Genomic DNA, 15,270 nt, shown 5'->3' on the forward strand with positions numbered 1-15,270 from the left:
GTATGGGACGAAAGGAACTCAGAATATTCAGCGTGTTGTTTTTTTCGATCTTCTCCGCCGTGACCGGTGTGGGGATCGTGATTCCGCTTCTGCCGGTGTACGCCCATGACCTTGGCGCCAGCGGTCTTTACATCAGCCTGATTTTCGGCTCCTTTTCCATCTCACGCACCTTCCTTCTGCCGTATTTCGGACGCATGTCCGACCGGCGGGGGCGAAAACCCTACATTGTTTTCGGCCTGTTCTGTTACGCCGTGGTTTCACTGGGATTTATCATGGCATCCAGTGTAGACACCCTGATTTTTCTGAGATTCTTTCAAGGCATCGCATCGGCCATGATCATGCCCGTGGCCCAGGCATATGTGGGTGACATCACCCCCGAAGGCAAAGAAGGGTTCTACATGGGCCTGTTCAGCATGGCCATGTTTTTAAGTCTCAGTCTGGGGCCTTTCATGGGCGGCGTGATTCATTCCCGATTCGGGCTGGACGCCGCCTTCCTCGGCATGGGAATTCTGGCCGGCGTCGCCTTTTTGTTCAGTTTTATTTTTCTTCCTCCTGTGCATCTGGAACATGTGTCGACGACCCCCCGTAAAGCCGAATCCTGGTCGGTCATTCTGTCCGACCGCGTGATGCTCGGCCTTTTTTCATTCCGGTTTGTGTACACCACCTGTGTGGGGGTGATCTGGTGTTTTCTTCCCCTGTTCGCCGCCACGGAATTTCAGTTGGACAGTTCCGCCACGGGGACACTGGTCATGCTCATGGTTCTGATCGGCGGGATATTCCACACGCCCATGGGATATCTGGCAGACCGGATGAACAAGCCCCTTCTGGTCATCGGGGGCGGAATCATTATCGCCGTGTCCATGGCGATCATCGAATGGGCCGACGGATTTAACTTTCTGCTGACGGCCGTGCTGCTTTTCGGTCTGGGCGGCGGCATATCCCTGCCTGCACTGTCGGCCATGGCTGTTACCGAAGGAAAACGGGTCGATGCCCTGGGATCGGTCATGGCGCTCCTCACCATGGCCCACAGCCTGGGGATGCTTCTGGGATCACTGATTGCCGGATTGACCATGGATTATTTCGATCTGAACCACGCTTTTCCCGTCGGCGCCCTGATCATGGCGGGCGGACTTGTCTTTTTCATCTGGTGTATATTCGCCCGAAACGACTGACGCCTCGCGCGTTTTCTATGGTTATCCCATCCTCCTTCAATAACTCATTCTCTAAACCAAAAAACCAATCACAAAATAACTCGCTTGTTTTTTTTGATTTTATTTTGTAACCACTGATGGTATCAACCCAATGTCATTAACTTAAGATACTGATGGGCACGCTGCGCTTTGCCCATCCTACCTTGTGTCGCCCCGTAGGATGGGTAAAGCAACGCATGCCCATCAGGGCCTTATGGTAATGACATTGACCGCTGAATACCAAAACAGGAAGAATCCCATGAAACACACGACGTTTTTGGTTATTCTGATCGCATCTCTGATCATGATCCATCCGGCCTGTGACTCATCGTCCGAAAACGTGCCCCGGGACGGCTCCGATCGACCGCCTGATGCTCTCCAGCCTTATCAGCATGCCGGCCTGTGGGACTGGGTGGCGCCGATTCTAGAAGGCGGGTGGTGCGGCCCGGCGTCGGTGTATCAGATCATGGCCTTTTACGGGGATCATAATCAATCCTATGACTACCGGATCGTTGTGGATTATATGTTTTATGCGTGGGCCGACGGCGTGATGACCGTTCCCGACATCCGTCCCGACAACCCCGTCCTGATCAGCGACACGGATTTCGGCCTGTTTCTCCAGCCCGACGGAACCGGCTCAAGCTGGGCCATGCTCGAGCGGGTGGGCCGCCTGTATCACTCGCGCAATCTCAATGATCGACTCTATGATCTGTGCGACTGCACCGGTCATACCGAACCCGAACACGTCGGAGTCCGTCGCCGGCGACTCAGCCGGCTTTGTGAAGATTATCTTGCCCGGGATATTCCCGTCATCATTCATCTGGACAGCGGCATATCCGGTTACGGACATTATGTGACGCTTGTGGGCTGTGACCCCGAAGCGGGGAGGGTGTTTTATGTGGACGCCCTGACACACGATCAGGGCGTCCACACCGTGACGGAAGAGGCCTTTCTCTCAGAGGCGTTTTATCAGTCCGGCCTCTACTATTCGGCACGGTGGGATGGAGAGTGGATGGCGTTCTGGCACCGTGGCGAGGCCATTCCCTGCACGCCCTGTGCGGAAGCTGAAAATCCTTGAAACGTCGCCCTGACGATCAGGCAAGCAGCGAAAACACCTGCCTGTTTTCGTCAAGCATGGCCTCGCATTCGCGGGCCAGGATATCGATATCGTCCATGACTATCCCCGGAAAGACCTGCCGGATGATATGCCAGTGCCCGAACGTAAGACCGGGGGCACATTCGGTCACCATCTGCTGCGGCTCGACGGCCGGGCAGGCCTTGTGGTACAGAAAATCCGCAAATCCTATGACGGCGGCCAGATGGGTGTGCTCGGTGGCAAAAAACGGCTGGTGATGGTAGGCGGCCGCCTGGACCAGCGCCTCGGGAAGATTCCAGGTGGAGCCGATATGCTTGCCGATGATCGCGTGGTTGATTCCGAAGCATTCTTCCTCCAACTCGTAGAGGGGAATCTCGTGTTCCACCGCGTCGACATGGACGGCATCGTAAGCCTCGGGGTAGTGTTCGACCAGGAAGATCTTGCCGAAATCGTGAAGCAGCCCGGCCGTAAACAGTCCGGGGTCGTCTTTTTTCATGTATCGCCGATAAAGAAAACGGCAGATCAGGGCGGTTCCCATCAGATGATGCCAGAGGGCCTGGGGGCGGTAGAGACTGTTGGCCGGCATCTGGTCGATGGCTTTGGCGGCGCCCAGTCCCAGGGCCAGATGAATCAGTTCGTCACGTCCCAGAATGATCACGGCCCGTTCGATGGTTTCGATTTTCTGGGGAAAGCCGTAAAACGCCGAATTGACGATTTTAAGGAGCGTGAGGGTCAGGGCGGGATCGTTTTTGATCACCGCGGTCAACTGGTCGAGGTTCGAATCGGGGTCCCGGGCCAGGGTGACGATGGTGGCAGCCACCTTGGACAGGGTGGGGAAAGAGCTGACCCGTTTGAGGCGGACGGGAATGTCGCGTTTCATGTCGGTAAACCGGTCATCGTGGTCAAAGCCGCTGAGCTTGATCAACACCTCTTCGATACGCCGCCGGCTGTCCGCATCGGTCGGGGCGATAAACCGTCCGGTGATGGCCCGCTCCATGTGCTCGATCAGAGGCGAGGACATGGGAAGCCGGTACAAAAATTCCCATTGCCGGACCTGGGGCATGGAGCCGAGGCCCAGCCAGAGAGTTTCCAGGTTCTGACGGGTCAGCCACTGGAATTTTTTCCCCCGTGCCCCGATCAGGATCTGCTGGTACAGCTCAAGGGGAGACTCGCTGTCTTTGATCAGGCTTCCCAGGGACAGGCGGCCGCCTTCATCCTGGCCTTCTTCGTGTTTTTCGCGGACCACCATGACCCGGGTCTTTTTTTCAGCTTCCCGAAAAAGATCGGAGACCTCGGGCCCGTCATCGGGAAACACGGCCATGCCCCTGAATATTTTAGACGTATCGCCGAATGCCTTTTCAAGGGTCCGATCAAGGGTTTCAAGGGTATGAAGGCCTTCGATCCTGTCCGAGAAAAAATCAAGGACAACCAGCCGCGTCCCGTCGATGATCAGTACGGCCGCCGTGGGGTCCAGATTGTCTTCGATCCGTTCCCGGATTCCATTCAGCAGCGACGGAACGATACTGTTTTCCGAATCGGGCACCAGATGGACGCTGAAAAAAACAAAGGAATATCCTCCCCGTTTCGCCTTGGCCATTTCATGACCGATGCGCGTGTAAACGTCCCGGCTCACGGGAAAGGGGCATTTGTCATCGTTGACCATGGCCTCCACACGGGATCGCCCGCCGGCGGCTTCGATCTGGTGGCGCAGCCGGCTGATCTGGGCTTCGCCTTCGCACATCGTGAGAACCCGCGGCGGAGAGGTCAGAATTTCACGGATCCTGCCGTCGGAAAAACCCAGTGATTCCTTGAGGCAGGCCAGCATCTTCTCCGGCTTTATTTCCTGCCGCAGTCCCTCGAAAATCAGTCTGTAAAACGTCTTGTCCATAGAAGCGTCCGTGTCTGGTTTGAAAGGTCAAAAACAATCCGGAAAGAAAATCCGGATCACGTGATGGGAGAAATAATGTGTTAGCCAGTATACGAAACTCGTCACACATTGTCAAACATCGGGAATTGCTTCACGATTACCAGACCCGAGCGTCCCTGCGACCGCCTGTCGCAGGGTGGGCTCTCGCCCACCAAATGGGCCGACTCCTTATAAAATACGACACCGCCCGCAATGAAAAAACACCATCGCCCCCCGTGAACCCCATGGCAAAACCATGTCACGGGGCAAGGGTCGTCATGAAAAACGGTTGGCCGAGGAAACGTGAACGGAAGATGAACCGGCCATGGGCATGGGTGGCGGGTGAGGGATGAGGATCATGGGCCATGGCCGAAGCCCTTTATAAGGATGAGGGCCGGATTGGTGGGCATAGCCCACCCTACGATGGATTTGCGTAGGGGAGGGAGGCTTTCATTTTCCGGACCTATCCACCCAGATAGGCTTTTTTAACGTCGGGGTTGTCCATCAGTTCGGAGGAGGGGCCGTGGGCGACGATTTCGCCGGTGTCCATCACGTAGGCGCGATGGGCGAATTTTAACGCCAGATGGGCGTTCTGTTCGATCAAAAGAATGGTCATGCCCTCTTCGTTCAAGGCCTTGAGCACCCGGAACATGTCGTACATCAGAAGGGGGGCGAGACCCATGGAGGGTTCGTCGAGCATGATGAAATTGCAGCCGGTCATCAGGGCGCGGCCCACGGCCAGCATCTGCTGCTCGCCGCCGCTCATGGTTTCGCTTTTCTGTTTGCGGCGTTCGGTGAGTTTGGGAAAGAGGGCGAAGACCTTGTCGTAATCGGCTTTGATTTTATCGTTGTCTTTCCGGGCATAGGTGGCCAGCTTGAGGTTTTCCTCGACGGTGAGGTTTCCGAAGATATGGCGGCCTTCGGGGGCCAGGGCGATGTTGTAGTCCCGGACCAGCACATGGGCCTCCACGCCAAGGATGCTTTTGCCGTTGTAGAGAATGTCGCCCCGGGTGACCTTCGGGCCTTCGGGGGGCGGCACCCGGGTGAGGGTGTTGAGGGTGGTGGTTTTGCCCGCGCCGTTTGCGCCGATCAGGGCCACGATCTCGCCCCGGTTCACGTGGAAGCTGATGCCGTGCAGGGCTTCGATATTGCCGTATTTGACGTAGAGGTCGTTGACTTCAAGTTTCATCAGATCGTGTCGTCTCCCAGGTAGGCTTTGATCACAGCCGGATTGTTTCGGATTTCCTCGGGCGTGCCTTCGGCGATGGTGCTGCCGAAGTCGATGACCTGAATAAAGGTGCACAGGCTCATCACCACCGACATCTGGTGCTCGATCATCCAGATGGTGATCTTGAATTCCTTGTGGATCCAGTCAATCAGGGAAATCAGACCCGTAACGTCCGCCGAATTGAGCCCGGCGGCCGGCTCGTCGAGCAAAAGCAGCTTGGGCTTGATGGACAGGGCCCGTGCGATTTCCACCTTGCGCTGAATGCCGTAGGGCAGGTTTTTGGGCAGTTCATCGGCATAACGGTGAAGGTCCAGGGCCTCCAGAATCTCCATGGCCTCCCGGGTGATGGATTTTTCACGGTCGAGATAGCGTTTCGTCCGCATGAAATTATCGACAAGCGAATACCCGAGCTTGTGATGCTGGGCGATGCGGATGTTGTCCAGCACGGAAAGGTCGTTCCAAAGACGGATGTTCTGGAAGGTCCGGGCCACGCCCAACCGTGTCACCTGGTGGGGTTTCATGCCTCTGATGGACTGCCCCCGGAACAGGATATCGCCCTTGCCGGCCTGGTAAAAGCCGCTGACCAGATTGAACACCGTGGTTTTTCCGGCGCCGTTGGGGCCGATCAGGGCCCGCAGTTCCCCGCCTTCGAAATCCACGGAATACCGGTTCAGGGCGCACAGCCCCCCGAAGTACTGGGAGAGTTTTTTTATTTCAAGCAGTTTCATGCAAGGGGTTTCCTATTTGAACTGGTACCAGCGTTTGAGTTTCGGAAAGACGTCCGACAGCTCGCGGTTGCCCATGATGCCCGAGGGCCTGAACTGCATGAGCAGTACCAGAATCATGGGGATCAGCACCCATTTCCAGACCTGACTGAGGTTGTAGCCGTCGGGCAGAAGATTCAGGGCATGAAGGCCGTTGTCCATGGCCGGGATGATGAACCTCAGGCCTTCGATGAGAAGGGTGAAGACGATGGCGGAGATCACCGATCCGCTGAGGGAGCCCATGCCGCCCAGATAGACCATGACCAGACATTCGGTGGACTTGAGGATGCCGAAGGAGCCGGGGTTGATGTACCCCAGGATATGGGCGAAAAGCACCCCCGCCATGCCGGCCAGTCCCGAGGAGAACATGAAGGCCACGAGTTTCATCTTGTTGGTGTTGACGCTCATGATCTCGGCGGCGATTTCATCCTGGTGAATGGCGATGATGCCCTTGCCGTAGGTCGAGCTGACGAAACGCCGGATGCTCCAGACGCAAAGCACGGTGAACAGAAAGACCCAGATCAGCATCCAGGGCAGGTCCACCACGTCCTCCATGGCAAAGACGATGGGTTTCATGCCCATGAACCCGCGGGCGCCGCCGATGGCGCTGATGTTGATGATGGTGCCGGTGATGATGAAATTGGCGGCCAGGGTGATGATGGCCAGGTAGTCCCCCCGTGTCTTGAACGAGGGGATGGCCACGAGCAGCCCGGCCAGGGCCGCGGCGATTCCGCCGATGAACACGGACACGGGAAAAAAGAACAGGGCCAGGGATTCGGGCAGGACCGGCGCGCCGAACACCTTGTCCTGGGTGAACAGGGCCACGTTGACGATGGAGCCCACATAGGCTCCCACGGCCATGAATCCCGCATGCCCGCAGGCGAATTCTCCCATGTATCCGTTGACGATGTTGAAGCTCGTCGACAGCATGATGTTGATGCCGATGAACATGATCACCGACTGGACATACAGGTCGATGATCTCGAAATAGGCCAGGGCCGTGGCCGCGGTTCCGATCAGGACAAGCAGGGCGGGAACGCTGTATTTTCCGTATTTGAACGGTTCCGGGGTCTGATTCATATCTTTGTGGTCCGGGCCACACCGAAGATGCCGGTGGGCTTCATGCTCAGGATGATCAGAAGGATGGAGAAGGCGATCAGGTCCCGGAAGGTTGAGGGAAAGAAGGCCACCACCAGGATTTCGATGAATCCCAGGAGAAAACCTCCCACAAAGGCGCCCCGGATATCTCCGATGCCGCCGACCACCGCCGCGATGAAGGCTTTCCAGCCGATCATCGAGCCCATGAAGGGATCGAGCACCGGATAGGACAGGGCGAACAGAAGCCCGGCCAGTCCGGCCAGGGAGGAGCCGAGGATAAAAGTGAACACGATGATCGTGTCGATGGGAATGCCCATCAGCGGCACGGCGAATTTATCATAGGAAATGGCCCGCATGGCCATGCCGATTTTGGTCCGGGTGACGATGAACTGGAGAAAGAAGAACACCAGGACCGCGGACAGGATGACCAGAAGCTTGAGGTTGGTCATGCTGAACGAACCGAAGGTGTAGACCGTCTTGTCGAGGATTTCGGGAAAACTTTTCCGGCTGGCGCCCAACAGGGCCAGGTTGCCGTTTTCAAGGATCAGGCCGCACATCAGGGCTGTTATCACCACATACAGGCGGTTGACCCCCTTGCGCCGCAGGGGACGGTAGGCGATGCGCTCGAGCATGACCCCCACCACCGCCGTGAGAATCATGGTGAGCGGCACGGTCAGGATCAGGATCTGGCCGCCCGAAAGGTCAAGGGCCTGGGCTCCGAGCATGACGGTGGCGAGGAAAAAGGCGATGTAGGCGCCGACCATGAAGATATCGCCGTGGGCGAAGTTGATCAAAAGAAGCACGCCGTAGACCAGGGTGTAGCCCAGGGCGATCAGGGAATAGAAACTCCCCCACTGCAGGGCGTTGAATATGTTTTGAATGATACTTGAAAGCACCGTGATTTCCCCCGGGTGTCGGCGGCCGCCGTGAGCGGCCGCCCGGTAAGGATCATCGACCGGCAAAGGCCGGCCGATGGTTCATGACAGACGTAAGGATCAGGGGCAGACGGATTTGGTGAACACGAACTGGCCCGCCTCGTCGATGCGCACCACCACGGCGCACTTGATGGGATCGCCCTGTTCATCGAATTTCATTTTGCCGGTGATGCCTTCGAATTCGGTGATGCCGGCCATGGCGCTCCGAAGGTCTTCCCGGACTTTTTTCAGGCGTCCGGTCACGTTGCCGGAACTCTGCAGGGCCTGAAGCACCAGACGGGTGGCGTCCCAGGTGAGGGCGGCCACGTCGGCGGGCTGATAGCCGTATTTGGCCTGGTACCTGTCGATGAATTCCTTGGTGGCTCCGGTGGCGCCTGCGGCGGCGTAATGGGTGGAGAAATAAAGGCCGATGCAGTTGTCGCCGCACAGGGGCATCAGCTCGGAGTTGCCCCAGGCGTCGGAACCCATGAAGGGACCTTTCCAGCCCAGGTCGTGGGCCTGTTTGACGGCCAGCGCCACTTCGTTGTAGTTGTTGGGCAGGAAGATGAAATCCGGTTTGGCGTCGAGAATCTTGGTCAACTGGGCGCTGAAATCCTGGTCTTTGTCTCCGTAGCTTTCAAAAGCCACCACCGAGCCCGCGCCGTTTTTCTTTTCGAAGTCGTCCTTGAAGATTTCGGCCAGGCCCTTGCTGTAGTCGTTTGCCAGGGCGTAAAGCACCGCTGCGGTCTTGGCGTTGAACTGCTCCATGGCGAAATCCACGGCCACCGGTCCCTGGAACGGATCGAGGAAGGCGGCGCGGAAAACCCAGGGACGGTCTTTGGTGGCGTCCGGGTTGGTGGACCAGGGGGAAATCATGGGGGTGAGGTTGTCGTTGCAGACCTGCCCGGCGGGCACGGCCTGCTTGCTGGAGTTCGGACCCACGATGGCGATGACCTTGTCTTTTTCGATGAGCTTGAGGGCCGCGGTCACGGCGGACTCGGCTTTGGATTCGTTGTCTTCGTAAACGAATTCGAGCATGTATTTTTTGCCGCCCACCGCAAGGCCGCCCTGGCCGTTGATGTCTTCCTTGAGCATTTCGGCGGCGAACTTGGATTCTTCACCGATTTTCGGAATATCTCCGGTCAGGGGGATGTTGAAACCGATTTTGATCGTGTCCGTCTTGCGTTCGCTGCACGCAACACACATTAAGATGCAACATAACACAGCCGCTGATGCATAGAGCTTTTTCATCGTGTTCTCCTTGGTCCGTGGTGAAGGGTTGACAGCCGGAGTCCGGCAAACCGGAGGGAGAAAAACCGTGATGAATGTTCCGATCCGATTTTATTCGCTGTATTCATTGGTTTTTCACATCCCCCGTAAAGAAGCTTTAATAATATAATCCAGCGGCAAGGTCAATCATCGAAACGAAAATTAATCTTGGCCGTCCGGTCAGATGATGTCCCAAATCACGATCCGCTCCGCAAAAACGACCGTCTGCCTGCGGGTGGGCTTTCGCCCGCCCAATGCCCGTCATCCTTATAGAATACCCCACCGTCCGGGGTCAGATGATCCCCCGGTGCTTCATGTGGTCTATCTCCTCTCTGGAATACCCCAACTGCGAAAGGATCGTTTCGGTATCCTGTCCGAACTTCACCGGAGCGCGGCGAAGGGTACCCGGGGTTCTGCTTAATTTGACGGGAATGCCCAGGGTTTTCGGCTCCGGAAGGTCAACGACCATCCGGCGGCTTTGAAAGACCGGTCGTTCCAGGACCTCGTCTATGCTGTTGACCCTTCCCCAGCAGATATCCTGGCCTTCGAACAGGGCCTCCCATTCATCCAGGGTCTTGGTTTTAAAAAGCGTCCGAAGTGCGTCGATCAGCTCCTGCTTTCGTTCTTCGTCAAACTGGAGGCCGATCCAGTCCTCTCGGCCCAGTGTCCGGCAGAAGGTCTGCCAGAACCTGAATTCCAGGCAGCCCAGGGATAAAAACCGGTGGTCGGCGGTTTCATAGGTATTGTAAAAGGCGTATCCGTGGGACAGAATCGAATCGGACCTTTCGGGGGAGGCTCCCATCATCTGCCGGAAATCCAGGGCCAGGGTCAGAAGGGACAGACACCCGTCGGTCATGGAGATATCGATGTCCTGGCCTTTGCCGGAAAGGTTGCGCTCCCGGAGGGCCAGAAGGATGCCGATGACGGCGTTCATGCCTCCGCCGGCCAGATCCGCCACCTGGAAGCCGGGAATTGCCGGCGGCTTGTCCGCCTCGCCGATCAGGGACAACAGGCCCGATTCCCCCAGGTAGTTGACATCATGGCCCGGCCTGTCCCTGAGCGGGCCGGTCTGTCCGTATCCGGTGATCGAACAGTAGATGATGCCGGGGTTCACGGCGCTGACGCTCTGGTAATCCACCCCCAGGTTTTCGACCACCCCGGGGCGAAACCCTTCGAGAATCACGTCGGCCGCGGCCGCCAGTTTGAAAAACACGGCTTTTCCCTCGTCGGATTTGAGGTTCAGGCACATGTGCTCCTTGTTGCGCATGACCCCTTTGGGAAAACCGCTTTCCGATTCGAATCGCCGGTCTTCGATCATGATCACCCGGGCGCCGTGGTCCGCCAGAATCATCGAGCAGAAGGGGCCGGGCAGCAGCCGGGACAGGTCAAGGACAGTGATGCCCGACAGGGCGCCGCGGGAGGGCTGACGATGGTCGTGATCCATAAAAAACTCCAATTGAGTTGATGCCCCGTCCATCCCTGTGATCAGGGTTGTTCCTTACTTTTTTGAGACGCGGCATACCAGGTTGCAAATTGTTTATCCATATCAAGAATGTGATCCCTGATCCAGACCGTCATCAGGAACCGTATTTGTTCGACCAGATCGTTGAGGTTTCCGCTTCGGGTCAGCGTGTGGTTGATTTCTTCGATAATTTTATGGTGGGCCTCTTTGTGTCTGTCTTTGTCCGGGTAGCCGATTTCATCGAGGAAGGCTTCTTCATGGGCAAAATGCTCCCTGACGTACTTTCGGATATGGTTGATCAGGTATTTGATTTCCGGGCCCTGGCTTTCAGGGTGGTCGATGTCGTATGCCTCTGCGGCAATGGCGAACAGGAGCCGGTGCTGGGTGTCGATGTCGTCTATGCCCAGGCGGCAGTCCCGGGTCCATTTCATGGTTCGGTCCATAAGTCCTCGTTTGCGTTTGAGTTCATGAATGACGTCCTGATGTCATTAACGTAAGATCCTGATGGGCACGCTGCGCTTTGCCCATCCTACGGGCGGGACAAGGTAGGATGGGCAAAGCAACGCGTGCCCATCAGATGAAACAACGAAATCACTCGTTACCTTACTGACATTGAATGACGCCCGATGCATTCCAGGAAATTCTCGCCCAGAATACGTCTGCGAACGCCGGAATCGGGAAAGACGCTTTCGATGCGCCTTTTGATCAGGCCCTGGTCGAACCCGCCCTTCGGGTCATGGGACCCGAAGGGGCCGTCGGTTCCGAACAGACATCGTTCGATGCCCAGGGCCTCACTGACCTGTTTCATGATGGCCGTGTCCACATAGGCCGTGGCCGACAGATCGACAAGAATGTTTTTTCGGTGTCGTATCATCTGCCAGGTTTCGGCGTACCGGGGAAAGGCCGCGTGGGCAAGAATGACGGTGAGCCCGGGCAGGTCGTCGCAAAGCCTCAGCAGGTCATCCGGTTCATCGAACCCCAGGTGAACGATCAGGGGCGCCTTGTTTCGGACCAGCTTTTCCCCGACGGCCAGGAGTTTTTTCGGAGAGTATTGATGCCAGAACGGATGGGCCTTGACGCCGATGCAGGCCGGATGGTGCTCGTATTCACCATACTCGTCCAAAGGGTCCGCCGGACCGCCGGGCCGGACCGTGCACCAGGCGTAAAACCGGTCGGGATGCGCCTCGACGGCCGCAAAGACCGGACGGTTGTCGGGCCGGGCATCCAGGCGGACGACACCCGACGGAAGAATCACATCACCCTCGGGCGTAAACCGGGTGAGCAATCGACGGACAAGGGGTCTCACCCGTTTATGCGTGAGGCAGAACCGCAACACCGACAGGGCCTGGGCCGACGGTTCGGGCACGGGCCCGCACAGCGAGGCCATGAGGGCGGTCCGGTCGATGCCGTGGGTGTCCATGGATGAGATCAAACCGGCGATTGACTGGGACTCCGGCGTGAGATGATAATGACAGTCGATGACCATGGGTCTCCTCATCAATGACGTTTCGATGGCTTTTTAAGAGGCCATCAAGGGTTTACACCGAAACTGATTGCTGTTAATTTGGGGGCTGTCGTCTGTGACGGTTTTTATCCTACAGGCGAACGACCCCGTGAGACAAGAGCATTTTTTATCCGCGTCCTAAAACATGATGGTCTCGTAAAAAGTCGAATTTCAGACGGCTTCGTAAAATGTTCGAGATCAAGGCTTGCGAAGCACGAGGAATGAGGCGTACTTAGGGTACGCCGCAGTGACGAGGGATGACGCGTAACGCAGATATCGGACTTTTTACGGAGCCGTCAAAACATGAGGGAGGTGTGACTCAGCATGAAAATTTCGCACGTGATCATTCTTGTTCTTCTGACCGCCTGGCTGTCCGGATGCGCCGGGAGCAAACGGGTGGTGACCATGGAAGCCACCGGGTACTGCGGCTGCGGCAAGTGCTGCAGCTGGGAGCGCGGCAGCTGGAAATACCTGAAGCTGAATTTCTGGAACCGCTATGTGAGCGCCGGAAGCGCCAAAGGGAGGCCCTATACCGGCCACACGGCCAGCGGCACAAAGCCCCATGAACCCGTCCCCGGCCTGTTTTCCTGGGACAGCGTCAAACGGCCCTGGATGATTCCGGTCCGCATCATCTTTTTCCCCTGGCTGCTCCTTCCCAGAGACGGCACCATCGCCGCCGATACAAGGTATCACGCCTTCGGCACCCGGATGTACGTGCCCGGCTACGGCTGGGGCGTGGTCGAGGACCGGGGCGGCGCCATCAAGGGACCCACGCGCCTTGATCTTTACTACCGTTCCCACCGCAAGGCCCTGCTCTGGGGCAGGCGCCATGTGGATGTGACCATCGAGGAGTGAGCCCATGATCACCGTCCGCTGGACCGGCGCCGCCGGTCTTGAATTTTGTTTTGACGACCAAACCCTCCTTGTGGACCCCTATCATACGCGGCCCGGCAAGATCGACGTTTTCCTCAGACGGATTCATTCCGATGCCGCCGTCATTGACCGTCAATGCCTTCGCATGGGCCGGATCAGCGCCATGGTGGTCAGCCATACCCATTTCGACCATGCCCTGGATGTTCCGGCCTTCGCGGCCGGGGGAAACTTTCCAGTTTTTGGAAGCCAAAGCCTCAAAACCCTGATGGGGTTTTACGGCATGGCGGACAGGGTTCGGGCCTGTTCACCGGGAGATCGTGTGGACCTTGGCGAAGGCGCCTCGGTGACCATGCTGCCCTCGGTGCACGGGCGTATCCTGTTTGGTCGGGTGCCCTTTGACGGCGAGATCACACCCGGCCTGACACCGCCCCTCAAAGCCGCCGATTACCGGGTGGGACAGGTGTTCGCCCCGGAAATTCATATCGGCGGCACCGTCTTTCTCCATGTGGGCAGTGCGGGGTTCATCCCTACAGCCGTGGCCGGTCGCCGCTGCGACGTGCTGTTTCTGTGCGTGCCGGGCTGGAAAAAGCAGAGCGGTTACCCGGAAGACCTGATCGACATGACCCGCCCGAAGACCGTGGTGCTGTTCCATCACGACGATTTCTTTAAACCGATTTGTGAAGGCAAGCCGGTCAAGTCCCTGTCTTTTATAGATATGAACGGCATGAAAAAACGGATCGCCTCCCGGTTCCCGTCGGTGTCCGTTCTTTGTCCAAGCGTGTTTGAGCCGATGACGTTCTGAGCCTCAACAATTCTTTTGACAAACACCATCCTGATTGGCTATGAGTCATCGACATGGAAACCGTCCTTCGAAAAATCGTTGAACTGCTGATCCGGGCCCTGGCTTATATCCCCTTGGGCGCCTCCAGCCTGTCGTTCATCATTGCATCGGTGAGCGTATCGACCAGCCTCGTCGGCTGGATCAAAAACGGCGCCTGGGTCTTCCCGAAACTCCATCAGAGCATGGGCATGGATTTCCTTCATCTTTTAATGGATGAGCGCCTCATCGGCATCCGCCGTCATCTGATCGAAGGCGCCGCCAAACTCGCGTCCATGCCCACGGTGCTGGTCCTCGGCATGGGCGGAACCTTCTGCCTGATCACCGGCTTTTGCCTTCTTCAGTTCGCCCAGGCCATTAAAAACGCCAAATAATGACGGCTTCGTAAAACGTCCGATATCTGCGTTACGCTTCAGCCCTCGTCACTGCGGCGTACCCTAAGTACGCCTCATTCCTCGGGCTTCGCAAGCCTTGATCTCGAACGTTTTACGAAGCCGTCTGAAGTTCGGATTTTATGGGACCGTCACATAAAATTCAACAACCCCCCAAAAAATTCACCACGGAAACGCGGAGAACACAAAGAAAAACACGGACAAATGATCCACAGATTACGCAGATGAACACAGATTCTCCAAACCCCACCACCGCCCCGCAAAAACGACCGCCTGGCGTAGGTTGGGTTGAGGAACGAAACCCAACAAATTGCCATCATCCCTATAAAATCCAACACCCTCCGCAAAAACAATTCACCACGGAGACACGGAGCACACGGAGAAAACCACGGACAAATGATCCACAGATTACGCAGATGAACACAGATTCCATAACCACCGCCCCGCAAAAACGACCGCCAATCGTAGGGTGGGCTGTGCCCACCAAATGCCCGTCATCCCTATAAAATCCAACACCCTCCGCAAAAACAATTCACCACGGAGACACGGAGGACACGGAGAAAACCACGGACAAATGATCCACAGATTACGCAGATGAGCACAGATTCCATAACCACCGCCCCGCAAAAACGACCGCCTGGCGTAGGTTGGGTTGAGGAACGAAACCCAACAAATTGCCATCATCCCTTTAAAATTCAACACCCTCCGCAAAAACAATTCACCACGGAGACACGGA

Annotated in this window: 14 protein-coding genes; 5 read left to right on the plus strand and 9 right to left on the minus strand. The window is 56.9% G+C overall.

All coding sequences use genetic code 11. The annotated features are described in order from the left end of the window. The first annotated feature begins 2 nt into the window (after nucleotides 1–2). Entirely contained in the window at nucleotides 3–1,172 is a 1,170-nt protein-coding gene (locus ACYQ11_RS16275; RefSeq protein WP_459924869.1) for an MFS transporter, read from the plus strand. Nucleotides 1,173–1,449: 277 nt separating this feature from the next. Continuing rightward, complete coding sequence (locus ACYQ11_RS16280) at nucleotides 1,450–2,268, plus strand: C39 family peptidase (RefSeq protein ID WP_459924870.1); 819 nt, start codon at nucleotides 1,450–1,452, stop codon at nucleotides 2,266–2,268. Between the two features lie 16 nt (nucleotides 2,269–2,284). Here ACYQ11_RS16280 and ACYQ11_RS16285 read toward each other — a convergent pair whose 3' ends face one another. The 9 genes from ACYQ11_RS16285 to ACYQ11_RS16325 form a co-directional block, all read right to left on the minus strand. Continuing rightward, on the minus strand, nucleotides 2,285–4,174 hold the full coding sequence (locus tag ACYQ11_RS16285; protein WP_459924871.1) for an HDOD domain-containing protein: 1,890 nt from the start codon (nucleotides 4,172–4,174) through the stop codon (nucleotides 2,285–2,287). 481 nt (nucleotides 4,175–4,655) lie between these two features. Further along, nucleotides 4,656–5,381, minus strand: coding sequence for an ABC transporter ATP-binding protein (locus ACYQ11_RS16290; RefSeq protein WP_459924872.1), 726 nt, complete (start codon nucleotides 5,379–5,381; stop codon nucleotides 4,656–4,658). Further along, nucleotides 5,381–6,148 (minus strand): ABC transporter ATP-binding protein, encoded by a 768-nt coding sequence (locus tag ACYQ11_RS16295; protein ID WP_459924873.1) that lies wholly within the window; start codon nucleotides 6,146–6,148, stop codon nucleotides 5,381–5,383. The genes ACYQ11_RS16290 and ACYQ11_RS16295 overlap by 1 nt, the downstream gene beginning before the upstream one ends. Before the next feature lie 12 nt (nucleotides 6,149–6,160). Continuing rightward, nucleotides 6,161–7,264: a branched-chain amino acid ABC transporter permease gene (locus ACYQ11_RS16300; protein WP_459924874.1), complete on the minus strand. Its 1,104-nt coding sequence runs from the start codon at nucleotides 7,262–7,264 to the stop codon at nucleotides 6,161–6,163. Then, entirely contained in the window at nucleotides 7,261–8,178 is a 918-nt protein-coding gene (locus ACYQ11_RS16305; RefSeq protein WP_459924875.1) for a branched-chain amino acid ABC transporter permease, read from the minus strand. The genes ACYQ11_RS16300 and ACYQ11_RS16305 overlap by 4 nt, the downstream gene beginning before the upstream one ends. Before the next feature lie 99 nt (nucleotides 8,179–8,277). After that, a complete protein-coding gene (locus ACYQ11_RS16310; RefSeq protein ID WP_459924876.1) occupies nucleotides 8,278–9,402 on the minus strand; it encodes an ABC transporter substrate-binding protein in 1,125 nt (374 codons plus the stop codon). A 355-nt stretch (nucleotides 9,403–9,757) separates the two neighbouring features. Continuing rightward, nucleotides 9,758–10,909 carry a CaiB/BaiF CoA transferase family protein gene (locus tag ACYQ11_RS16315; RefSeq protein WP_459924877.1) on the minus strand — a complete coding sequence of 384 codons (1,152 nt, stop codon included), beginning with the start codon at nucleotides 10,907–10,909 and terminating at the stop codon, nucleotides 9,758–9,760. 41 nt (nucleotides 10,910–10,950) lie between these two features. Then, complete coding sequence (locus tag ACYQ11_RS16320) at nucleotides 10,951–11,370, minus strand: bacteriohemerythrin (protein WP_459924878.1); 420 nt, start codon at nucleotides 11,368–11,370, stop codon at nucleotides 10,951–10,953. Between the two features lie 155 nt (nucleotides 11,371–11,525). Next, nucleotides 11,526–12,413: an amidohydrolase family protein gene (locus ACYQ11_RS16325; protein ID WP_459924879.1), complete on the minus strand. Its 888-nt coding sequence runs from the start codon at nucleotides 12,411–12,413 to the stop codon at nucleotides 11,526–11,528. A 342-nt stretch (nucleotides 12,414–12,755) separates the two neighbouring features. Here ACYQ11_RS16325 and ACYQ11_RS16330 point away from each other — a divergent pair, with 342 nt between their 5' ends. The 3 genes from ACYQ11_RS16330 to ACYQ11_RS16340 are packed head-to-tail and all read left to right on the plus strand — an operon-like array spanning nucleotide 12,756 to nucleotide 14,516. Further along, nucleotides 12,756–13,286 carry a 3D domain-containing protein gene (locus tag ACYQ11_RS16330; RefSeq protein ID WP_459924880.1) on the plus strand — a complete coding sequence of 177 codons (531 nt, stop codon included), beginning with the start codon at nucleotides 12,756–12,758 and terminating at the stop codon, nucleotides 13,284–13,286. 4 nt (nucleotides 13,287–13,290) lie between these two features. Continuing rightward, nucleotides 13,291–14,106 carry an MBL fold metallo-hydrolase gene (locus tag ACYQ11_RS16335; RefSeq protein ID WP_459924881.1) on the plus strand — a complete coding sequence of 272 codons (816 nt, stop codon included), beginning with the start codon at nucleotides 13,291–13,293 and terminating at the stop codon, nucleotides 14,104–14,106. Nucleotides 14,107–14,159: 53 nt separating this feature from the next. Next, the gene (locus ACYQ11_RS16340) at nucleotides 14,160–14,516 is read left to right on the plus strand and encodes a hypothetical protein (RefSeq protein WP_459924882.1); all 357 of its coding nucleotides are present in this window, start codon (nucleotides 14,160–14,162) and stop codon (nucleotides 14,514–14,516) included. The last annotated feature ends 754 nt before the right edge of the window (nucleotides 14,517–15,270 follow it).

The sequence above is a fragment of the Desulfatiferula olefinivorans genome, assembly GCF_054657895.1.